27 protein-coding genes are annotated in these 22,072 nt (G+C 42.7%); 7 read left to right on the forward strand and 20 right to left on the reverse strand.

Translation table 11 applies throughout. The features are described from left to right. Positions 1-114: 114 nt before the first annotated feature. The 4 genes from M4S28_RS09735 (at position 115) to ttcA (ending at position 3,818) form a co-directional block, all read left to right on the forward strand. Positions 115-969: a DUF2189 domain-containing protein gene (locus tag M4S28_RS09735; protein ID WP_004733700.1), complete on the forward strand. Its 855-nt coding sequence runs from the start codon at positions 115-117 to the stop codon at positions 967-969. Further along, positions 962-1,810 (forward strand): glucosaminidase domain-containing protein, encoded by an 849-nt coding sequence (locus tag M4S28_RS09740; protein WP_249631721.1) that lies wholly within the window; start codon positions 962-964, stop codon positions 1,808-1,810. Before M4S28_RS09735 ends, M4S28_RS09740 begins: the two co-directional genes overlap by 8 nt. A 123-nt stretch (positions 1,811-1,933) precedes the next feature. Next, positions 1,934-2,584, forward strand: a complete 651-nt coding sequence (locus M4S28_RS09745; protein ID WP_249631722.1) for a DUF2987 domain-containing protein — start codon at positions 1,934-1,936, stop codon at positions 2,582-2,584. A 340-nt stretch (positions 2,585-2,924) separates the two neighbouring features. Further along, positions 2,925-3,818: a tRNA 2-thiocytidine(32) synthetase TtcA gene (gene ttcA / locus M4S28_RS09750; protein WP_004733695.1), complete on the forward strand. Its 894-nt coding sequence runs from the start codon at positions 2,925-2,927 to the stop codon at positions 3,816-3,818. 98 nt (positions 3,819-3,916) lie between these two features. On the opposite strand, the gene uspE is transcribed toward ttcA, so the two are convergent. The 10 genes from uspE to ccoN all read right to left on the reverse strand — a co-directional run bounded on the left by uspE (position 3,917) and on the right by ccoN (position 12,912). Then, positions 3,917-4,864, reverse strand: coding sequence for a universal stress protein UspE (uspE, locus tag M4S28_RS09755; protein WP_004733693.1), 948 nt, complete (start codon positions 4,862-4,864; stop codon positions 3,917-3,919). Between the two features lie 132 nt (positions 4,865-4,996). Beyond that, the gene (fnr, locus tag M4S28_RS09760; protein ID WP_004733691.1) at positions 4,997-5,743 is read right to left on the reverse strand and encodes a fumarate/nitrate reduction transcriptional regulator Fnr; all 747 of its coding nucleotides are present in this window, start codon (positions 5,741-5,743) and stop codon (positions 4,997-4,999) included. A gap of 86 nt (positions 5,744-5,829) precedes the next feature. Further along, complete coding sequence (locus M4S28_RS09765; RefSeq protein WP_004733688.1) at positions 5,830-6,504, reverse strand: sulfite exporter TauE/SafE family protein; 675 nt, start codon at positions 6,502-6,504, stop codon at positions 5,830-5,832. Next, positions 6,494-6,730 carry a cbb3-type cytochrome oxidase assembly protein CcoS gene (ccoS, locus tag M4S28_RS09770; RefSeq protein ID WP_004733686.1) on the reverse strand — a complete coding sequence of 79 codons (237 nt, stop codon included), beginning with the start codon at positions 6,728-6,730 and terminating at the stop codon, positions 6,494-6,496. Before ccoS ends, M4S28_RS09765 begins: the two co-directional genes overlap by 11 nt. Beyond that, on the reverse strand, positions 6,730-9,102 hold the full coding sequence (locus tag M4S28_RS09775; protein WP_249631723.1) for a heavy metal translocating P-type ATPase: 2,373 nt from the start codon (positions 9,100-9,102) through the stop codon (positions 6,730-6,732). Before M4S28_RS09775 ends, ccoS begins: the two co-directional genes overlap by 1 nt. A 5-nt stretch (positions 9,103-9,107) precedes the next feature. Continuing rightward, positions 9,108-9,587, reverse strand: a complete 480-nt coding sequence (locus M4S28_RS09780) for a FixH family protein (RefSeq protein ID WP_004733683.1) — start codon at positions 9,585-9,587, stop codon at positions 9,108-9,110. Positions 9,588-9,695: 108 nt separating this feature from the next. Next, positions 9,696-10,670, reverse strand: a complete 975-nt coding sequence (ccoP, locus tag M4S28_RS09785) for a cytochrome-c oxidase, cbb3-type subunit III (RefSeq protein ID WP_004733681.1) — start codon at positions 10,668-10,670, stop codon at positions 9,696-9,698. After that, positions 10,670-10,843, reverse strand: coding sequence for a CcoQ/FixQ family Cbb3-type cytochrome c oxidase assembly chaperone (locus tag M4S28_RS09790; RefSeq protein ID WP_004733679.1), 174 nt, complete (start codon positions 10,841-10,843; stop codon positions 10,670-10,672). Before M4S28_RS09790 ends, ccoP begins: the two co-directional genes overlap by 1 nt. A 9-nt stretch (positions 10,844-10,852) precedes the next feature. Next, entirely contained in the window at positions 10,853-11,473 is a 621-nt protein-coding gene (gene ccoO, locus M4S28_RS09795) for a cytochrome-c oxidase, cbb3-type subunit II (protein WP_004733677.1), read from the reverse strand. 11 nt (positions 11,474-11,484) lie between these two features. Next, positions 11,485-12,912, reverse strand: coding sequence for a cytochrome-c oxidase, cbb3-type subunit I (gene ccoN / locus M4S28_RS09800; RefSeq protein ID WP_032497766.1), 1,428 nt, complete (start codon positions 12,910-12,912; stop codon positions 11,485-11,487). Between the two features lie 258 nt (positions 12,913-13,170). Here ccoN and M4S28_RS09805 point away from each other — a divergent pair, with 258 nt between their 5' ends. The 3 genes from M4S28_RS09805 (at position 13,171) to M4S28_RS09815 (ending at position 16,560) form a co-directional block, all read left to right on the forward strand. Beyond that, positions 13,171-13,536, forward strand: coding sequence for a hypothetical protein (locus M4S28_RS09805; RefSeq protein ID WP_004733675.1), 366 nt, complete (start codon positions 13,171-13,173; stop codon positions 13,534-13,536). A 115-nt stretch (positions 13,537-13,651) separates the two neighbouring features. Beyond that, positions 13,652-14,836, forward strand: coding sequence for an FIST signal transduction protein (locus M4S28_RS09810; RefSeq protein ID WP_004733673.1), 1,185 nt, complete (start codon positions 13,652-13,654; stop codon positions 14,834-14,836). Continuing rightward, a complete protein-coding gene (locus M4S28_RS09815; protein ID WP_249631724.1) occupies positions 14,836-16,560 on the forward strand; it encodes an ATP-binding protein in 1,725 nt (574 codons plus the stop codon). The genes M4S28_RS09810 and M4S28_RS09815 overlap by 1 nt, the downstream gene beginning before the upstream one ends. Positions 16,561-16,734: 174 nt before the next feature. Here the strand turns inward: M4S28_RS09815 and M4S28_RS09820 are convergent, their stop codons facing one another. From M4S28_RS09820 to M4S28_RS09865, 10 genes are all read right to left on the reverse strand, one after another. After that, positions 16,735-16,980 carry a hypothetical protein gene (locus tag M4S28_RS09820; RefSeq protein ID WP_019824186.1) on the reverse strand — a complete coding sequence of 82 codons (246 nt, stop codon included), beginning with the start codon at positions 16,978-16,980 and terminating at the stop codon, positions 16,735-16,737. Between the two features lie 111 nt (positions 16,981-17,091). Continuing rightward, positions 17,092-17,337 (reverse strand): hypothetical protein, encoded by a 246-nt coding sequence (locus M4S28_RS09825; RefSeq protein WP_019824186.1) that lies wholly within the window; start codon positions 17,335-17,337, stop codon positions 17,092-17,094. Between the two features lie 112 nt (positions 17,338-17,449). After that, on the reverse strand, positions 17,450-17,662 hold the full coding sequence (locus tag M4S28_RS09830; protein ID WP_249631725.1) for a hypothetical protein: 213 nt from the start codon (positions 17,660-17,662) through the stop codon (positions 17,450-17,452). A gap of 193 nt (positions 17,663-17,855) precedes the next feature. Next, positions 17,856-18,995, reverse strand: a complete 1,140-nt coding sequence (locus tag M4S28_RS09835) for a zonular occludens toxin domain-containing protein (protein ID WP_249631726.1) — start codon at positions 18,993-18,995, stop codon at positions 17,856-17,858. Further along, a complete protein-coding gene (locus tag M4S28_RS09840) occupies positions 18,992-19,306 on the reverse strand; it encodes a DUF2523 family protein (protein WP_102467478.1) in 315 nt (104 codons plus the stop codon). Before M4S28_RS09840 ends, M4S28_RS09835 begins: the two co-directional genes overlap by 4 nt. A 1-nt stretch (position 19,307) precedes the next feature. After that, the gene (locus M4S28_RS09845) at positions 19,308-20,912 is read right to left on the reverse strand and encodes a hypothetical protein (RefSeq protein ID WP_249631727.1); all 1,605 of its coding nucleotides are present in this window, start codon (positions 20,910-20,912) and stop codon (positions 19,308-19,310) included. 146 nt (positions 20,913-21,058) lie between these two features. After that, on the reverse strand, positions 21,059-21,298 hold the full coding sequence (locus M4S28_RS09850; RefSeq protein WP_102467480.1) for a phage coat protein: 240 nt from the start codon (positions 21,296-21,298) through the stop codon (positions 21,059-21,061). A 10-nt stretch (positions 21,299-21,308) separates the two neighbouring features. Continuing rightward, entirely contained in the window at positions 21,309-21,554 is a 246-nt protein-coding gene (locus M4S28_RS09855) for a single-stranded DNA-binding protein (RefSeq protein WP_102467481.1), read from the reverse strand. A 31-nt stretch (positions 21,555-21,585) separates the two neighbouring features. After that, positions 21,586-21,729, reverse strand: coding sequence for a hypothetical protein (locus tag M4S28_RS09860; RefSeq protein WP_249631728.1), 144 nt, complete (start codon positions 21,727-21,729; stop codon positions 21,586-21,588). Between the two features lie 8 nt (positions 21,730-21,737). Then, complete coding sequence (locus tag M4S28_RS09865; RefSeq protein ID WP_249631729.1) at positions 21,738-22,070, reverse strand: CTX-RstB family phage integration protein; 333 nt, start codon at positions 22,068-22,070, stop codon at positions 21,738-21,740. Positions 22,071-22,072: the final 2 nt, after the last annotated feature.

Consider the following 22,072-nt stretch of genomic DNA (forward strand, 5'->3'; position numbering starts at 1 on the left):
AAGCCTTGTTACAGATTCATATTTTAGTTTGCAGCCGACATATGGGTATAATGAAGGCAATTTTTTATCAATAAGTTAGGTGGCTTCGTTTAGTTGGCGCACCTAGGTATCAATATGAACAACGACATCGAAAAAGATTTTAATTTGGGCGGTAGTATCGACCGTGCACTTTCCGGCGATTATGAGCTCAAAGCAACGGCTGTATTCCAAGAAGCTTGGAAACATACGATAAGTCACTTTCTTTCGTTTTCCCCTGCGATTGTTGCGCTGATGTTCGTGCAATTGGCTATCTTTTATATCGCACTAAAACTGCAGCTTGGTGACCCCGCGATTATCTTAGACGCGGTTATCGACCCAGAGGCATTTACACCACAGGTCGTTGAATCCATTTTTATTGCTAACTTTAGCTACGAAGTAATCAGCGCGCCTATCTATGCTGGCATCTGTTTAATGGCAATGAGCCACGTCGCAGGCTTACAAACCAAAGTGCGTCATATCGGAAAAGGTTTACAGTTCACGGTTCCAGTCATTCTCGTTACTTTGTTCAGCCTCATGCTTCAAGGCATCGCAGGTATGCTTTTGCCATTTTTGTCTATCTACTTCTCACTAGCATTCAGCAATTCAATTCTGCTGATTTGTGATAAGAAAGTACCGCCAATGCAATCGTTGCTGCTTTCTCTAAGAGCGGTAAATAAGAAAATCTTCGTCGTCGCATCTATCTACTTAATGGTTATGCTGATGTTCATTGTGGCAGCAATGATGTACGGCATTGGCTTGATATTCGTTCTTCCGTTCTTCTTTCATGTGAAAGGCATCATCTACCGTGAAATGTTTGGTATCAAACTGAAGGTTATTGCGTCAGATCGACCTAATAGTGATGACGACAACAGCAACGGCGACAGTAATAACGACGGCAACAACAGTAACGATGGTAACAAAAACAAAAACCCTCAGGTGTTCGATGCGTAATAATGTCAAAGGCAGCGCAAGTAAATCACTTGCGCTAAAGGTAACTGCACTAGCGATTGTGGGGTCTATCTCACTGGTTGGTCCATACATTTACCAAGAAGAAGAGCGCCGACGTTCGGCAGACCAAAGTTCAAATACATCAAGTGAGTTTGGTGATTTGACCGTGGCTTCAGATCGACCAAATTTTGCTGCCATCGAAGATGTGAACGTAAAAAAAGACACATTCTTTTCGTTCCTTCGCCCAAGCATCAATATTGAAAACAAACGTATCACCAAAGAACGCGCGTTTTTAACTAAGCTATCTGAATCTGGTTTGAGCAATATTGACTCTGAAGACGCGTCTTATGCGAAAAGGTTAGGGAAGTTGTACAGCTTACCAGTGCCTAGTGAAGGTTTAGATCAGGCATGGCTGACAGAGGTGCTGAGCCGTGTCAACGTACTGCCAGAGGCGCTGGTACTGACACAGGCTGCTAATGAATCGGCTTGGGGGGCATCGCGTTTCGCCACCAAAGCCAACAACTATTTCGGACACTGGTGTTACACCAAAGGTTGTGGACTTGTTCCGCTACAACGTAACGAAGGTAGCTCGCATGAAGTAGCAACATTCTCTTCAAGCCAAGAATCGGTGCATCGTTACTTCATGAACCTTAACCGCAACCGTGCTTACGCTGATTTAAGAGCCATTCGTGCAAAACTTGCTGCACAAGGTGATGATCTTTTAACTACCGAAACAGCGGCAGAGCTCACCAACGGCTTGTTAAAATATTCTGAGCGAGGTTCAGACTATGTGACTGATTTACAAGCTATGATCCGTCACAACAAGGTATACTGGAAAAAGTAACTCATTTTGATACCAACTTGGTTGCCTTCGAAAGTCGGCTGACACCAAGTAACATCACAAAAAGAGCAGCTCATTGGCTGCTCTTTCTATTTATAAACGCTCAACTTCGACAAGATTATAATAATGAAAAAGACAGTACTCGCTCTATTAGCCACTTTAAGCCTTGGCGTTTCTCTCCCAGCTTCGGCACAAGAATACATGTTCACGTATTCTAAACTCTATACTCAGCTGAAAAACAATACCAAAGAAGGGCACGATGATGTCAAAGTTGCGGTCTTCTTTGTTGACCAACAAGCACAGAAAACCTGCCACATCAGCAAAGCTTGGATGGAGAAAGAAGAGCATTACGAAGAGTTAAAAGTGTCTCCTGCGAATGAGCTGCTTCTACCGGTAGATAAAAACCTACGCTCAGCAAACCCTCTTATCTTTGTACAAACCCAAGAACAAGAATGTGCGTATTCGCTCGTCGTAATGACTCAGGAGCCTTTGGCTGGAACGGTTGAGGTTGCACAGTTAGAAAACCTTTTACCACAGATGCAAGCGATGCTAGAAGACCTCAGCGGCATGTTCTCTAGTTGGTTCACTCCTGATATTCAAGGTTTGACGCTAGAATTTGATAGTAAACTTGAAGGCAATATTGCTCTGTCTAACGGTAAGCAAATCCCAATTGAAGAAGGGCGTGCGAAATTCACGCTGGACGAACTGAATGGAAGTGACAGCATCACGTTACCAGAAGCCACAGTTCGCGTTTTGCCTTACATCCCAGCGCAATAATAGCGACCAGCCAGAATCTGTTTGCTCAGCTTAAGATCTTAACGAAACAGCCTGTTCTTCTTTGAACAGGCTGTTTTCGTTTAAAGTCTTAAACCTAAACCTAAACCTTGCCAAATCACATATCTCAACGGCCTTTCATCTTTGATTCTAACCTCTTATTAAGACATATTTTTCTCACCGCTAGAGGACAGATCGTATGATAAGGCGGAATCTTTCTCCTGGTTGGCTTGTTTATCCTGCCATTACTGTTCCAACCTGAAATAAAAATCCGTATAATCCACGCCCTAAAACAGTCCCACTAGCAATCTACAGTCGGTAATACGACGGTGTGAGAGTCGCAATGAACCAAAACGAAAATAAAAAAGATACACTTGAATTCAACAAGCTTCAGAAACTTCTAAGAAGAAATGTTGGGAATGCCATCGTCGACTACAACATGATCGAAGAGAATGACGTAGTAATGGCGTGCATTAGTGGCGGTAAAGATTCATTTGCGATGCTAGACATTTTGCTACGTTTGCGTGAAGCAGCACCCATCAAATTTGATGTTGTTGCCGTAAACCTAGACCAAAAACAACCGGGGTTCCCTGAGCATATTCTTCCTGAGTACTTTGAAACTCTGAACATTCCTTACTACATCGTAGATAAAGATACGTACTCAGTGGTAAAAGAAAAAGTGCCGGAAGGTAAGACAACTTGTGGCCTTTGTTCACGTCTGCGTCGCGGTACTTTGTACTCGTTTGCAGAGAAGATTGGCGCAACGAAGATTGCTCTAGGTCACCACCTAGACGACATTGTTGAGACTATGTTCCTGAACATGTTCCACGGTGCTCGCCTTAAGGCTATGCCACCTAAGCTTCGCTCTGACGATGGTCGTAACGTTGTAATCCGTCCTCTGACTTACTGTCGCGAAACTGACCTAATCAAATACGCAGAGCATAAAGAGTTTCCGATCATTCCGTGTAACCTGTGTGGTTCTCAAGAAAACCTGCAACGTCAAAACATCAAAGCGATGCTAATTGATTGGGATAAACAGACTCCAGGCCGTGTTGAGAAGGTCTTCAAGTCAATTCAGAACGTGAGCCCAAGCCAATTGGCTGACCGTGAGTTGTTTGATTTCATTAACCTTCCACTGGATCGTAGCGAAGATCGCAAAGCATACGAATTCGAAGAAGCTGAAATCTCGTCTTCAAACATTGATGAGTCAATGTTCATCGACGTAACTAACGTATAACGCGATATAAACGATTCTGTTGTTGGAATCGCGCAAGCTTTAGATAAACAAAAACGCCTCAAGCATTGCTTGAGGCGTTTTTTATAATTAAAAATCAGCTATTTAGACAGGTTCGGATCGAGAGGGCTAACGTAACCTGACGGTTTAAGAGCCAGTACATCGCAGTTAATCTTGTCGATGACATGTTCCGCAGTATTGCCGATAAACACGGCAGACAAGCCAGTACGACCTGTTGTACCAAGGATAACCATAGCAGCATTGTGTTCAGACGCTACACGAGGAATAACATCTTCAGGCAAGCCTTGCTCAACCACGGTTTGCTCTTCACACATACCGTGTTTCTGGCGCAGTGCTTTCATCGCGGTTAAGTGATGGCCACGAACTGCATCAGTATAAGAGGTTGGATCAAACTCTGGCAATTCGATTGTGATATTCGCTGGTGTCACCGGGTAGGCGTTCACCAAGAAAGGTTCAGCATCCAAACGACCAGTGATCTCAAGTAATCTGTCGACCATCGTATCATTGAGCTCTAAGTGAGCTTCTGTTTCAGAGCCTACATGAACGGAAGCGTAGATCTTCGCGTGTTCTGGCCAGAAATCATTTTTAACCAACAGCACTGGGCTAGGGCACTTTCTTAATAGATGCCAGTCGGTTGGAGTAAATATGACCGATTCTAAGGTATCGTGCTTACGCGTGCCTTTGATCAAAATGTCATGCTCACCACTGTAAACCTCAGCAATGATCGCTTCATACGGGCGATTATGCCAAACCACTTGTACGTTAAATTCAATAGAATCATCAAGGTAAGGAGCAGCAACCTTATTCATCCAAATTTCACGCTGATGAATTACGCCTTTGCGCATTGCGTCTCTCTCATCGACAGAGAGCATAGATGTCATTTCATACGAGAAGTCGTAGATCGACAAAAAGAAAGTGATGTGGCTTGTTGAGGTGCTTTTCTTGGCAAGTTGGATAGCACGAACTAGAGCAGGTTGCTCATCGTGATTAATGTCTGCGACAACTAAAATTTTGTTATAGATACTCATAACTAAGCCTACTTTTCAGACCGAACATATAAATAATGTAGCGTAGTTATGGAGAGAATAAGAGAAATATAAGAGGTTTTAAGAGAGAAACATGATGTAGCTCATTATTGAACTACATCATTGATATCTAGACTATTCTTTTGAAACGCCAGCAAGTTCCATCAACGCATCGTGATCTTCGATAGTGATGTATTTACCTTTAACGCTCAAGATGTCCGCTTTTTGGAAACGACCTAACAAACGGCTGATTGTTTCAACAGTCAAACCAAGGTAGTTACCAATATCGCCACGAGTCATCGTTAAGCGGAACTCACGAGGGCTGAAGCCACGCTGAGAGAAGCGAGTTGAAAGGTTGTAAAGGAATGCCGCAAGGCGCTCTTCCGCGTTCTTTTTAGAAAGAAGCAGAATCATTTCCTGGTCACCTTTAATCTCATTACTCATCAAACGCATAATCTGCTGACGCAATTTAGGCATTTTCCCTGATAAGTCATCGAGAATCTCATATGGAATTTCACATACCATAGAAGTTTCCAAAGCTTGAGCGAAACTAGGGTGTTCATCACCCGTGATCGCGTCAAAGCCAACAAGATCGCCCGCTAAGTGGAATGCAGTAATCTGCTCATCACCTTGCTCGGTAATCGTATAGCTTTTAATCGTTCCAGAGCGAATAGCATAAAGAGACTTAAGTTCGTCTCCCGCTTTAAATAGCTCTTGGCCTTTTTGAATAGGTTTCTTTCTTTCAATGATCTGATCAAGTTGATCTAGCTCAGATTCATTCAAAGTAAATGGGATACAGAGTTGGCTAATACTACAATCTTGGCAGTGGATCGCACAGCCACCAGACTGAACTCGTTTCGTCACAGGCTTTTCAGAAATCATAACAATCTTTCACTATTTGATATACGTCAATATTTTAGCATTCCTTAATCCTAAAGGGTAGTAAAAAAACCGGATTAAAGACACCGCTATACGGTATAAATAATGAGCTGTAGCGCCATATAACCGGTATAGAAGCCGTAAATGAGGATTAAAATTGCGCCAAACTGGCGAAATAAGTCAGCTTGTTGCAGTTTTTTGAGGAAATTGGCGCCCATTCCAACCGTGAGCATCGCTGGAAGAGTACCTAAACCGAAAGCAAGCATGATACCCGCTCCGTTATACCAACTTCCTGACACTGCTGCCCACGTTAGCATTGAGTAAACAAGACCACATGGAAGCCAACCCCAGATAAAACCAAAAGGTAAAGCATGGCTAGGGTGCTTCAATGGTAGAAATGATTTGCCTAAAGGAGAGATATAACGCCATAGCTTCTGTCCAACTTTTTCAAAGAACAACAAGCCAAACCACCATTTACCAATATACAAACCTAAGACGATCATAAAACCAGCAGCAAACAAACGCAGCCAGCCCAGCAGAGCATTAAAATCGCTCAGTTGACCTATCGAAGAGATTGCACCACCAATAACACCGCCAATCACAGCATAGCTTAGCAAGCGCCCTAAGTTATAAAGCAGGGGAATGACAGGCGAAGGTTTACTGTTGCCAATCGAAAGAAGCGACGCAATACCACCACACATTCCCATGCAATGGCCTGCTCCGATCAATCCAACAACAAAAGCGCCAATCCAATCAGGCGTCATCGTTCTTTTTGTCTAAGTTAGTTTGGCTTTCTACGTTAGCTTTCTCATTCTTGACAGGTTTACTATCAGAATGATGATGAACATTAGTATCTTCATCAAACAGAATGTTATGGCCTTGGCGTTCAAGGTCTTCAAACTGCTCGCTCTTCACTGCCCATAGAAAGATTCCAACCGCGATACATACAAGTACGATCGCAATTGGAATGAGTATGTATAAACTTTCCATTATTTACCTTGCTCTTTTAAAAGCCTTAACGAGTTAGATACTACAATAATAGAGCTAGCAGACATGCCAACAACGGCAATGTATGGAGCAACCAAACCTGCGACAGCCAAAGGAAGAATAAGTAAGTTATATCCTAGTGACCAAGCTAGGTTTTCACGGATTATCCTACGCGTTTTTAGCGCCAAAGTACGGGACTTAAGTAATCTATCGAGCTTATCACCCAATAGCACCATATCCGCAGAGGCTTTCGCCACATCAGTACCGCCGCCCATAGCAACAGACAGGTGAGCACCGGCAAGAATAGGGGCGTCATTGATACCGTCACCAACCATCATGGTGATGTCACTTGCGTCTCTAGAGTTTAAATAAGCCAGCTTGTCTTCCGGCTTCGCGTTAGCAACAATGTCAGTAATACCAATCTCTGCTGCAACAGGCTTCGCATTAATCAAAGAGTCTCCAGTCAGCAGCGTAGTTTTGATTCCCGCTTCTTTGAATTGCTTAATGAACTCGATACTTTCTTTACGAATCGGATCTTCATAAGTGAATGTTGCAATATGACGACCAGACATCGACAAGTAAATACCATTACTTTCAGATGGCTGATCTTCACCTAGAATGAACTCGCTGCTACCAATCGCCACTTCTTGCCCATTCAACTCGCCAGTAATGCCCGAGCCAATCACGTTGTTTACCGACTCTACTTCGATACCATCAGAAATATAAGTTTTGAACGCTTTAGCGATAGGGTGGTTAGCGTATTGCTCTAGGCTTGCTGCAACTTGCAAACAAGTGTCTTTATCAAGGTCAGCAAACGTCTCAACTTTACTGATACGAATATCACCTTCAGTCAGAGTGCCCGTTTTATCGATGATCAAGTGGTTTACCTTGCACAAGGTTTCAAATACGTGACCTTTGCGCAGCAAAATACCAAAGTTACCCATACGAGATGTTGAACACGTAATCGCCGTCGGCGTCGCAAGAGACAGAGCGCAAGGGCAGGTCGCTACTAATACTGAAAGCATGATCCAGAAAGCGTCTTCTGGTCGTGTTTGATGCCAGTAGAACCAAGTCCCAAATGAAATAATTAAGATAACCGCGACAAAGTATCGAGCCACCACATCGGCGATTTCAGCAATTCGGGGTTTAGACAATTGAGCTTCATCTTGAAGACGAACGATATTAGAAATAACCGAATCCGCTTTAGAGGTCATCACTTCCAATTCAAACGATTCATCACCGTTCAATGTGCCAGCAAAGACCGTATCACCTTCATTCTTAACCACATGGATAGATTCGCCAGTCAGCATGGATTCATCGATATGAATTCTGCCAGACAATACTTTGCCATCTGCGGGAATATGTTCACCCGGTAGAACGCGAATCTGGTCGCCAACTTTTAAGGTTTTTACCGGTACTTGCTCACCGTCTAGCGTTGTCGCCATCGCAGGAACGAGCTTAAGCAGGTTACCGCTAGCGGCTGCCGCTTTACGACGCGCGCGCATCTCAAGGAAACGACCAAGCAACAAGAAGAAGGTGAACATCGAGATAGATTCAAAGAACACTTCACCTTGCTCTGTCACTGTTGCCACTAAACTCGCAACGTAAGCAAATAGCAGAGCGATCGAAACGGGTACATCCATACCCAATGTTCGGCCTTTAATACTGCGCCACGCATTAATATAGAAAGGTAACGCAGAGTATAGGAGAACAGGTGTTGCGAAGATCAAACTTACCCAACGGAAGTAACTTTTGAATTCAGGTTCAAGGCTGCCAAATACTTCGAGGTAGAGCGCTACAGCTAACATCATGACTTGCATGGTCGCTAAACCAGCAATACCAAGACGATAGAGATAATTCTTCATCGAACGATGATAGGCGGCTTCTTGTTGATCAGCCTCGAATGGCGCTGCTTTGTAGCCTAGGGTATGGATTGCAGACAACAGCTCGCTCAGTTTAGCCTGAGTGTTGTCCCAGCTGAGCAGGGCGCGGTTAGTCGTGGTATTAACACGAATGCTAACAACCCCTAACTTTGAAGAGACTTGCTTTTCAATAAGCCATGCACAAGCAGCACAAGAGACACCTTCGAGTGACAATGTCACTTCAGATGTATTTTCAGAGTTACGGACGAACTCCAATTGAACATCTTCGTTGTCGTAATGACTGAGTGCCAGAAGTTGCTCTGGAACTAGATCCGCTTTTTCAGCCGGAGCGGTACGATATTGGTAATAAGAGACCAAACCGCTATCAACGATTGTCTGGGCTACAGTTTCGCAACCTGGACAACACATCGGTCGAACCGATCCTAAGATTTCTACTTTAAAATCCGTTTCCGCTGGTACATCTTCACCGCAGTGATAACAGGATTCACACATAAGCTTTAGTTCGTTAGTTGAGTAGGAGTATCAATTGGGAAGTTCATGCGACCTTGCACTAACCATTCAGAATCATGCGGAGAAAGCTCGATAAACCATGGACCTTGCATTTCATGGTCCAGAGTCAACGTGTAGTTGCCGCTCGCATCAGCGGTCAGTAGCTGAGTAAAATCACGGTCAGGGAGCGTTCGGTGCACGAACATTGCGCTAATAGCAGGGAAGTGGTCTAGCTTGCCTTTGTCTAGGGTAATGATAACTGAGTTACCTTTCTCGCTAACTGAAGCTGATAGGCCAAGCTTTTTAGCAACGTTTACTTTTGAAATGTCGACATTAATACCTTTACCTTTTTTATAGTAATCTTCAGTGACAACGTTAACTGAATGGTTGGTAAGTATCGCGACTCGAACCAATGTTAGCATAGAAACGCCAACGGTTAGGAAGATCAAAAACCACGGCCAAAACTGCTTATACCAAGGTTGTACCATATTATTATTCTCAATATATCCAATGAAATAAAACTAATTTTTACAAACACTTAAGGTTATAACTGTAAAAGAAAGACAGCCCCTTAAGAAGGGGCTGTTATTATTATGTTACTCTTTATCTGAGTTGCTGAGGCTCCAGACGTAGGCAGCGACGAGCTGTACCTTATCCTCTCCGAGGATGTCCTTCCAAGCCGGCATTACACCAGAACGACCGTTCATTACTGTTTCAGTTACATCAGCACGAGAATCGCCAAACAACCAATCGCGGTCTGTTAGGTCAGGAGCACCAACAGCAGGGTTACCCTTACCATCTGTACCATGACACGCAGCACACACTACGAAACGTGCTTTACCAGCTTCTGCTTCACGTACGTTCACGCTACGACCAGAAAGGCTAAGAGTGTAGCTAACCACTTCTTTAACGCCTTCTTCGCCAAGTGCGTCTTTCCACGCTGGCATTTGACCGACACGACCATGCATGATGGTAGTAACGATCGCTTGTGGTTCACCGCCATATAGCCATGCATCGTCAGTCAAGTTAGGGAAGCCCTTTTGACCACGAGCATCAGAACCATGACACTGAGAACAGTTTTGCAGGAACAAGCGTTGACCAACTTTGATTGCGTCAGCATCTGATGCAATGTCAGGAACAGAACGAAGACCGTTCTCATCATGAGCTAGCTTTTTAAATGCTTCGCCAAAGTAAGTGTTCGCGTCATCAAGCTCTTTTGCGTACTCATCTAACTGTTTGTTAGCTTGAGCTGCAGCGATTGCAGAGCGAGACTCTTCTACGCTACGAACTGTTTGGTTTGAACTCGTCCAACCTAGTAGACCTTTAAAGTTGCCAAGGCCCGGGTATAGAGCAAGATAAACAGCTGCAAACACAATTGTGCTAACGAAAAGGTATGTCCACCATTTAGGTAATGGGTTATTAAGCTCACGAATACCATCGTATTCATGGCCCATGTCATGACCTTCTTCTACACCTGTTTTATCGTTGGAACACCAACGAAGTAAGGCTGCACAGCCAATCAGCGTACCGATTGTGATGACTGTTACCCAAATACTCCAGAATGTACTCATTACTTCGTCACTCCTTGATTTTTATCTTTCGCAGGTGCTTCATCAGCGAACACTAGGTTTGCATCTTCGTCGAAGCGCGACTTACGATTTTTACCGAAAGCCCACCAAACGATGCCGATGAAACAAGCAAAAACAGTAACAGTCCAAACACTTTGAAATGTAATAATGTCCATAATTATTCCTTATTTCATTGCGTGGCCAAGCGATTGAAGGTAAGCGATGATTGCATCCATCTCTGTTTTTCCTTCAACATCTTGTTTAGCGTTAGCAATTTGTTCGTCTGTGTAAGGAACACCAAATTGATTACGGAAGATTTCAAGCTTCTGCTTAGTCAATTTGCCATCAAGTACATTCTCAGCAAGCCATGGGAAACCAGGCATGTTTGATTCAGGAACAAGTTCGCGAGGGTCGAGAAGGTGAACACGGTGCCACTCATCAGAGTAACGATCACCAACACGCGCTAGATCTGGGCCAGTACGCTTAGAACCCCATAGGAATGGATGTTCCCAAACACTTTCGCCAGCTACAGAGTAGTGACCGTAACGTTCAGTTTCAGAGCGGAAAGGACGAATCATTTGGCTGTGACATACGTTACAACCTTCACGAATGTAAATATCACGACCTTCCATTTCCAGAGCAGAGTAAACGCGTAGGTTTTCTACAGGTTCAGTCGTTTGCTTTTGGAAAATAAGCGGGGTGATTTCTACTAAAGCACCAAAGCTGATTGCGATAACAATTAAGATCGCGAGTAGACCAACGTTTTTCTCGACCAACTCATGGCGATTATTTGAATTTGAGCTCATTCTAAATCTCCTTAAGCCGGTTGAGGGATAGCTTTAAGGCTATCTTTAGGTGCAGAAACAGTTTTGTACGTGTTGTATGCCAGTAAGAACATACCAGATAGGAAGATAAGACCACCTAAGAAACGCACAAAGTAGAACGGGTAAGAAGCTTCTACAGATTCTACAAAGCTGTAAGTCAATGTACCGTCAGAGTTAACTGCACGCCACATCAGACCTTGCATCACACCAGAGATCCACATTGCAACAATGTAGAAAACTGTACCAATCGTTGCTAACCAGAAGTGAACATTGATTAGAGATACAGAGTACATACGCTCTTGACCAAATAGTTTAGGAACTAAGTGGTAAACCGAACCAATTGAAACCATAGCAACCCAACCTAACGCACCAGAGTGAACGTGACCGATGGTCCAGTCCGTGTAGTGAGATAGTGCGTTAACCGTTTTAATTGCCATCATAGGGCCTTCGAAAGTCGACATGCCGTAGAATGATAGAGAAACGATTAGGAAACGTAGGATTGGGTCGTAGCGAAGCTTATGCCACGCACCAGATAGAGTCATAATACCGTTGATCATGCCACCCCAAGACGGAGCAAACAGAACCAATGACATAACCATACCTAGAGACTGAGTCCAGTCTGGAAGTGCAGTGTAGTGTAGGTGGTGTGGACCAGCCCAGATATACAGTGACACAAGAGCCCAGAAGTGAACAATCGACAAACGGTAAGAGTAAACAGGGCGACCAGCTTGTTTAGGAACGAAGTAATACATCATACCTAGGAAACCAGCTGTCAATAGGAAGCCTACCGCATTGTGTCCGTACCACCATTGCACCATTGCATCAATTGCACCTGCATAAATCGAGTAAGATTTAAACGCAGATACAGGAACAGCTAAGCTGTTAACTATGTGCAACACGGCAACCGTGATGATGAAGGCTCCGAAGAACCAGTTTGCTACATAAATGTGCGATGTCCTACGTTTAATCATGGTTCCAAAGAACACGACTGCGTAAGCTACCCACACAAGAGTAATAGCAATATCGATTGGCCATTCAAGTTCTGCATATTCTTTACCAGAGGTTAAACCTAACGGTAAAGTAATTGCAGCGGACAGGATAATCGCTTGCCAACCCCAAAAGGTAAAGGCTACGAGAGGGCCACCAAAGAGACGCGTCTGACAGGTACGTTGCACAACATAATATGATGTTGCAAACAGCGCACTTGTACCGAACGCAAAAATAACCGCATTAGTATGCAGGGGACGTAAACGACTGTACGTCAACCACGGCGTATCAAAGTTTAGCTGTGGCCAAACTAATTGAGCGGCAATCAAAACACCAACGCCCATACCGACAATACCCCACAAAATTGTAACGAGGGTAAATTGACGGACGACCGTATAGTTGTAGTTTTGTTCAAGCTGCTTTTCTTGGCTCATTTGCATGCTTCCAATTTCTTATTTACTACACTTTACTTCCAACACGACTCACGTCGTAATGCCACCCAAATTAGAAAAGGAAATTCAGCCTATTCAGGGCTTTATTTCCACTTGCTGATTTTGAAAAAAAGTGGCATTTTCAACGCGACACTATACTTGAATTAACAAATCAATGACAGAGTAGTAACCTTACGCTTGGTCTGGAATTGGATTTTTATTTAAAAACTTTGAACTTTGTAACAAGGAGTAAAGATTATAATGGCGGCACAAAAGCTAACAAAGGGCAGGCTCGTACAAATTATCGGCATGTTGGTTATTTTAATAGCGGCATTTACTTGGAGAACAGTAACATACGACAATAACGAAACAGTAAGCTGTATAATTTCAAAACCGTGTGAATTTGGTATTGATAATCATAATGTTTTAATTTCGGGCGATAGTTCAGGGTATTCAATCGAAACATCTAAAACTGGCAAATTTATCATTAGCTACAATGAGAGCGGAATTCTAGAAGAAAAAGGGCCTTCGAATTGGCTGTTACAAACTAATGATAAGACCTCCTCAATAACAGTTACATTTCCACAACAGATAAGCACGTTTTCCGTAAACCTTTCTAAAGAGTAATAGAGGTAAAACTGAGTCACACCTCGGTTCTTTTGATAGAAATATGTACCAAATCAGTGAAACACCATGCATTAAAGTGTTATAAAGAGGACATTAATAAAGTTTCCCGGAATCTATGAAATTTCTATCAAAAGTCTCTTATTCCCTAGACGACAAAATCGCAGTAGATGAGTTGCTCAATGGGGTAGAAAACCCTGACGATATTGCCTGTCTTATTTGCTACTGCACAGAAGAGTACTCAACACTCGCTGTGCAGAGATATTTCGTAGATGCTCTCCCTAACACCCCAATACATGGCTGCACCACTTGTCACGGCATTATGACCGAAACTGGGTTCCACTCCGGCCCAGTGATAGGCGTACTCATCATCTATGACTCCGGGATCAACGCCTATGGTACGGGTATCGAGCACTTTAGCGACTCCATAAACCAAAGCACCTTCAGCGCCATCGATAAAGCACTTAAGAACGCCAACCGAGAAGGTGAAATCCCTGATCTTATCTTACTGCATTCCACTCCTGGCAATGAAGAGAAGGTCATGGCGGCTATCGATAAGAAGTTTGGTACTGAGGTACCTGTTATTGGTGGCAGCGCGGCGGACAATCAGGTTTCTGGAAACTGGAGTATCTTTACCGAAGAGTCACTCTCTATCAATGGCGTATCTTTAACTGTGGTATTTGCTTCTCAGTCCATCTATTCGTCTTTTAGTGCAGGCCATACGCCCACTCGCTATTCTGGGACCGTGACTAAAGTAAGAAACCGAATATTGTTGGAGATTGACCATAGACCAGCCGTCACCGTTTATAACGAATGGACCAATTTCCATCTAGGTGGTAGTGATGATGGCTATATATTCGAAAAGTCGTCCGTGTATCCGCTAGGGCGAAAAGTTGGCTCTTCATACGACTACCCATATTTCAAATTGTCCCACTCAATCAGAGAAACAGAGTGCAATGGAATCGAGCTATTCACAGATATCAGTGAAGGCGACACCATTTATTTGATGCAGGGCTCTAAACAGCAATTGATAAGCCGTGCCGCTAATATTATTCACTCTTCTTACTACAACGACATGGATTTAGAAGAGAAGCTAGGTGCGATCAACATCTTCTGTGCAGGTCCAATGTTGAACCTTAAGCAAGATATGGACGAAGTATGCGATCAAATAAATCAAGCACTTAACGGACTCCCATACATATGCCCATTCACCTTTGGTGAACAAGGAAGGTTATCTGGCGGTGAGAGTGCGCACGGAAATTTAATGGTATCGTCTGCAACGTTTTATAGGTTGAAAAAATAATGGGCTCTGAAGGTCAAGAAGCGCTGCAAGAAGCACGTATTGAACTGCAAAAACTAAAAGCCCGTGAGCGAAAACTGGCTGAAGAGAACAGGGTGATCTTATCAACCATCTCTGCGATCAGTAAGGCAAGTAACATATCTGAGATATTTTATAGTCTTGAATTTGTGCTCAAAAAATACATTAAGTTTGATGACTTTATCGTAATATCTAGGGTAGGGAACGAAGGCAATTTCAAAAGCCTACTAACCAATAACAAAGTCTTCGAACAAATGAATTGGAGTGATTGTGGCAAGCTATCTCGAGTGATCAATGGAGAATGCGCTATCCTTTTTGAACCCAAGTCTCTGGGTGAATTCAATTCCTTACATCCTATTATCCTTGATCAAATAAACTCTGTTCTAATTACTGGTATCGATAGCGGACTAACACAATCCGTCATCATCTTTATCCACTCCAATACCAAGCACTTTAGTGTTGAAACCAAAGCAACCCTAAACCGATTTAGACCACTGATTGAGCGTGCTGTTTTCGATATTGAAAACAAAGAAAAGCTTGAAGCAACCGTTCGAGAGCGTACAGCAGAGCTTGTCACAGCAAGAAAAGACGCAGAAAGAGCCAACAAGGCCAAGTCTGAATTCCTCGCAATGATGAGTCATGAATTAAGAACACCGCTAAATGCCATCATTGGCTTGATAGACGCCCTAAAATCCACACCTCTGAACGACGAACAACAGTCTATACTGCTTAATATGAGCACATCATCTGAGCTTCTACTGGCAATTATCAGTGATGTATTGGACTTTTCTAAGATCGAGTCAGGATGTTTTTCGCTTGCGCCTCAATGGAGCAACGTAAGAGACACTGTAACGTTTGTATTGTCTGAACAAAAGAAGACAGCAGACGATAAAGGGTTGGCGCTAACGGTAACCAGCGATATCCCTGAAGGTGAACTTCATTACATCGACCCAAGTCGCTTGGCACAAATCCTATTTAATTTGATCGGTAACGCGATTAAGTTTACTGAACGCGGGCATGTTCATGTTTCTATCAAATACCTGCAGAGCTCATTCTATATAACAGTAGAAGACACCGGGATTGGCATCAGCCCACAACAACTTTCGTCGCTATTCAGCCCATTCGTGCAAGCTGATAGTACAATCACACGCAGATTTGGTGGCACCGGTTTAGGCCTGGCAATAACCAAGCGACTGGTAGAACTAATGCGAGGACGCATATCTGTAGAGAGTGAACCAGGAAAAGGCTCTAAATTCGAAGTACAGTTACCAGTACTTACCAGAGTCACGAACAATCTAGCTCACTGTGAAGAGGACAAATCTTCAAGAGAACTCAGAAGCCGCTATTCAGTTTTAGTTGTCGAAGACAATCCTACAAATCAAATGGTGATTAAATTGATTCTAACGCGACAAGGCCACGAAGTTTTCATCGCAAGTAACGGTGAAGAAGCAATTGGCTTTGTTGAAAGAGGAAACGACTCGATAGACATTATCTTGATGGATGTGTCGATGCCAGTAATGGATGGCTTGACGACAACTAAATACATGAGAGACGCGAACATCAAAACGCCAATCGTCGCGCTAACAGCACACACATCATTAGAAGATAAATGTTCGTGCTTAGATGTAGGCATGAATGATTTCGTTACCAAACCAGTAAGAACCAAAGAGATCACAGAGGCTATTGATCGATTAATGCTTGAAATCTAATAAACGTATTCTTAATCGAAGATTAGGATATATGTTTATTAGGTATTTTATGGTAAATAGCCTTACTGTTAAATAGAACGCCAATTTGGTAGATAAACAAGAGGCAGGGCATCACACAAAGATACCTGCCTTATAAAGGCCATAAACAATTTAACATAATATACATAATACGCACTAAGAGCTAATTTGTTTAAGACCGTCTAAGGCGTCCAGATAACCAGAAACGGCCTTACCATTACGATACAGCTTATCTCTAAGCTGCTCATTCTTGCGAACCTCTGATAAGTAAAGCTCTCGATACTTCAAAGCCTCATAACCGCCCTTGATTAGTGCCTTACTCATTGTAGACGTGTTGGTTTGGTCTTTTAGGTCTGAAAGCATTTTCTCATGCTCTGTTGTGTCTCGAATTGTAATTGCCATCATTTTTCCTTTCTGCAGAAATTGCCTGGTTTAATTATGATAGCAAAATAATAAATCGAGTCCAGGAGCCGGTGCGCGTTTTGATAGCAAACATAAAAACCATAATACGCACTAAGAGCTAATTTGTTTAAGACCGTCTAAGGCATCCAGATAACCAGAAACGGCCTTACCATTACGATACAGCTTATCTCTAAGCTGCTCATTCTTGCGAACCTCTGATAAGTAAAGCTCTCGATACTTCAAAGCCTCATAACCGCCCTTGATTAAAGCCTTACTCATTGTAGACGTGTTGGTTTGGTCTTTTAGGTCTGAAAGCATTTTCTCATGCTCTGTTGTGTCTCGAATTGTAATTGCCATCATTTTTCCTTTCTGCAGAAATTACCTAGTTTGATTATGGTAGCAAAATAAGAACTCGAGTCCAGGAACCGGTGCGTGTTTTGATAGCAAACATAAAAATCATAATACGCACTTAACGAGAAACCTTAGCCCTAGCTCTGCGTTCACTAATATCAGTGTAAATAGGCTTTTCAACAAATGACCTAAACCGACTAATGGTTCGACAAGCAATAAAAGCCAGCAAATCATAAAAAAACAAAGCACCTAGAACACCAATAAAACCATAGATAGCAAAAGCCTCAGCAATCGCCTCTACCTGTTCAGCCGTCAACACAATACTTTCCATACGCTTTAAAACCTCCAGTAAAACTATAACCACCAATCGACACTCAACGAAGCCTGCCCAAATTTAAAGAGCGCCTAGCAAGATGAAGGGGTTTCGTTTTACTCTCCATCATTGCTACGCTTCGCTGCTTATCGCTCATCAGGCGAAACCGACCCCTTAACATGATCATGTTCGCTTATCCCTGCGGGGCTTGTTATATGCTAATTGGTAACGCCTCGCTAAATAAATCAGGCTTGTTATCTTTGGGAACTTCACCACAAGTGATAATGCGCTCTGAATTTTCCCAAGCAACTTGATAGACACAATCAGACAACACCTTAAACTGATAACCAATTTCTTGAAGTCCTATCTGGTCTAAGCTAAACAGCTTCCGATTCTTGTCGTACACATCGATATAAATCTTATAGAACGACAAGTCGTTATCGATACGATTGCTAGAACGATGCCTGATATAGGCTATCTGCTTTGCATACCCAGTAACGAAAAACTTAAAACCATCTAATGGCCCGAACCAATCCGAATTGTTTTTTGCTTTTTTAACTGGCGTTCCTTCAGGCACAGTTTGAACAGCTGGCGTTCCTACCGCTTCAGCAGTCTGCACTTGCTCAGGTATGTCATTTTCTTCCTTATCTGAAAATGACCAAACCAACATGCTGACACCAACAATTAAAAATAGGACTGAACCGATAACAGGCCAACGCTTCCAAAGAGGAACAATATCCGCGGCCATAGCTTCAGTCACACTGCTATTAGATGCGGTATGACTTTTGTAAAAAGGAAAATAGGCTTGTTCGTATTTACGAATACTCGTATTAACAACATCACCATTGGCACCAGAACGCACTTTTCTTGTGTATGTACTATTCGAACCTAAAGCGGTGTTCTTAGCACAGTAGTAAGTCACCTCAATCATGTCTTTAATATCGCGGTGTATCTTCCTTAAATTCTGAGTCACCAGAATGATATCAACACCATAATGACGGTGAAGCGAATACCATTCGAGTATCTCAGTGTTTAAGTTCTTATTAGGCAAAGTCATGTGCGCCTCATCGACGACATATAATGGCCCCTGCCCTTTATCATTGCGCCATTCATCATTGTAATCAGCCACCTTACTGAATGGCCTTTCCATTGAACCAAAATCGTTAAGCTTGCCATCAATAACGACAATCAAATCTCTAACTTCTTCACCAAGAACAGCAACAAAATGGTCTATCTGCAAAGGTAGATTTGTGATCACCTTTCTCCCTTCTTTTAAAGCGGGAAGAACCTGGTACGCAACCGCTTCATAACTTTTGCCGCCCCCTGGACGACCGACTATCCCGTAAATCATGAGCCTAACCTCGTGAATGGAATCAGCTGAAGAAGAAGACGCGCAACCAATGACGCTAAGATAATAGAAAGACCTTGAGGAAGACCAATCGCAGAAAGCACCCAAGAAACCTCGCTAGGAATAGCGGTTAAGTATTGAGATATGTCCATAGGTTCGAAGAAAGCGAACACCCAATCTAAAAGTGACTGACACAGTGACAATATTTCATCTAACGCCCAGATAAACACATCTTTAATCATGTCCACTAAGCTAATAATCAAGCGGTATAGGAACTCAATAAGCTTATTAAATAAATCAACTATCCAATCCATGTTAGCCCCCTAAGATGTTTTTACGTGCCGTAGCAATGGCAGTGAAAATAAGACAAAAACGAACGAATCCAAATATCCAATCAAGATTGAGATAATCCTCGATGCTGTAATCACCAAAATCTAAAACAGGAATAGTAAAACTAGGACGTTTGGCATTAGATAAATCAAGGTTTCCGAAGGTGTTAACAAACCCGTCGAGTACGTTAGTCTTGATGGATTCAAAATGCGCATTGGCAACACCAGAAAGCCCGTCAGGATAACCGGACGTATAAAAACCCGTACAAGTATCAGTCTCGATACACGAACCCGAAGTACCCGCAGAGCTAGTATCAACCTTAGTCAAAGCATCAAGAGAGCCTTCAATTTTTTCTAACGATTCGCCAACATCAGAAAAGCCAGTATTAACGGCATTTACTGTATTTTTACCATTAGTATTAACGGCATCGACCGTTGTTGCGGTTCCTGTTTTGACGGCAACCTCAACACCTTGAATTAGTTGCTTAGTATTATTGTAAATATCGATATTGGTTTGAGCTAAATCCCTTGTAGCGTTCGAATTATTAACGACGTTTTTATTTAACCTATCAAGCTCGGTTTGTATTCTTGCTTGAGATTTGTTTATGTCGATATTTAAATCGTTCAGAGCTTGATTAACGTTGCTATTCATAGACGTTACAGCCTTAACAATATCGCCATTAGAATCAGGTGTTAACTCAGGCTCAGTAACTTCAGGAGGAGGCGTGACGGGTTCCCATGTTGCAGGTTCACCACTGGCATCAGGAATATTCCCACCATGACTGACATCACCATCAGGCTCAGTAGGTTCTACAGGGTTGGTAGGTTTATCTTTATCAAAAGAACCTAAACGACAAGAAAACTTACCACTAGAATCATGATCACAAATGGCCTTATCATCATAAGGTGCATCAGGGTTAGGTTTACCATCCCCATCGGTATCTTCACGGCATACAAAAGCGGAGTCTACGTAAGGTTTAGTGCAACCCTCCCAAGGGTCTTCGAGGTCTTCAGGCTCTGGAGGCGTCCCCCCATCACAGGAGCCGTAATAAGAACAATCAGCGTAATCTTCAGGATTACCAACACAATCTTTACCCGTATAAAAAGAGTCCTTAATCATTGAACCACCAGAGGCACGATAACCAGACAAAACTTCACATTTATTTGAAATATCGCAAGATAACCTAGAAGAACCCAAAGATTGACCATCATCAGGAACGGGGCCTTGAGGAAAGGGAGCATCTTGACCTTGCAAGTCAGGACAATTCTCATTAGGTGGACAAGACTGAGTAATGGGATCCCAAATACTGCCGTTTTCACAGGTTAAATCATCATTAGCAGCACCCCAACGAGCGGTAACAGTACCCTCAAGACTCTTCCAGCAAACCTTATCGCCACAAAAGTAAGGCTTGTTATCATCCCAAGTCCAATTATCCTTGAGAGAGTAATTATGTTCAAAAGCAGGCAACAAACCGGGTTTATCAGAAGAAAGGGCCCAAGAACCGCCAACATCAACAGCATAACTAGGAGAGTTAGAATAAACGTTGACAGAGAAGCCGAACAAAAATAAAACCAAAAACAAAGACCTCATATTAGTCTCCGAATTAAATAAATAAAAAAAGGGAGCCGAAGCCCCCTAACCTTTCATATTTTGAGCCGCTATAAATGCTGCTAGACCGCCCAAAAGAGTAAAAACTATGAGTTGGAGGTCATGCAGAACTAATAGCATGTTCGCTCCTAAATCTTGTTAACGGTACGCTTACCAAGACCAATAGTTTTAAGCGCCATTGCAATACCAATAATCACAACACCAGCACCAACAACTTTTGTAGTCGTACCCGTCAAATCGATTGCAGCCCAGATATCATCTGCACCTTCAGCGCGAGCACCTGCCGATGCCATAAGAAGAAGTGAACCAACAGCAGCTTGAGTTTTAACTTTGCCTGCGAACTTACGAGCTTTATTCATGTATTTCATGATGTTTTCCTTAAATTAGCCTAATGACTTTTAATGCGGCTTTAATGCCATATGTTTGGAGAAAGCCAAATACAAAAACAAGTGCGAAACCACCTGAAAAGTAAGTAGCCATCTCCGACGAAGTTATTTGTGTATATGCCATAAAGTAATCGTATTCTTGAGCACTCAACATGACGTAACCAGAACAAGAAGATACTTCAAGCTCAGGAACGACAGCTAAGAAACCGTCCGAATTGGGAATGGCGCATACAGGCATAACTAATCCTTAATTTATCGAGAGAATTGATTCAGTTTGAGAGCACTTGTTTGAAGTCATAAAGCGCACTAATCGCAGCAGCATGAGCAGGACGGTTATCTGAGTCCGAATTCATACGTTTTGTTAGCAACTCTATTCTTTCATCTAGCAAACGCATCACCTCATCAATATCCATTAGACGACCTACTTCTTATGAAGATCATCAAAAAGTGATTTGATAACGGTATAACCAGTAATAAAGTTTTGTTCTGGATTTTCTGGATTAGGCTCAGTTTGAACCTCAGCGAGAACAGGAAAAGCGGTAGACTCGAATTGCTTCAGAATCTCATCAGAAACAACGAAAGTCATAGAGCCACCATCTTCACCAACATCAAAACCAAAGGTCGAACAGCTACCCTTATCAGTTGACCAAGCGCGTGGTTTTTTACCGTAGAAAATATCTGCAATTTCGTAAGGCTTGCCAGTTTTTCCCGAGATACCTTTAGAGTGCGAAGCACCAAGTAGAACTAATTTCATTT

This window comes from Vibrio sp. J383 (genome assembly GCF_023503985.1).
Lineage (GTDB): Bacteria > Pseudomonadota > Gammaproteobacteria > Enterobacterales > Vibrionaceae > Vibrio > Vibrio splendidus.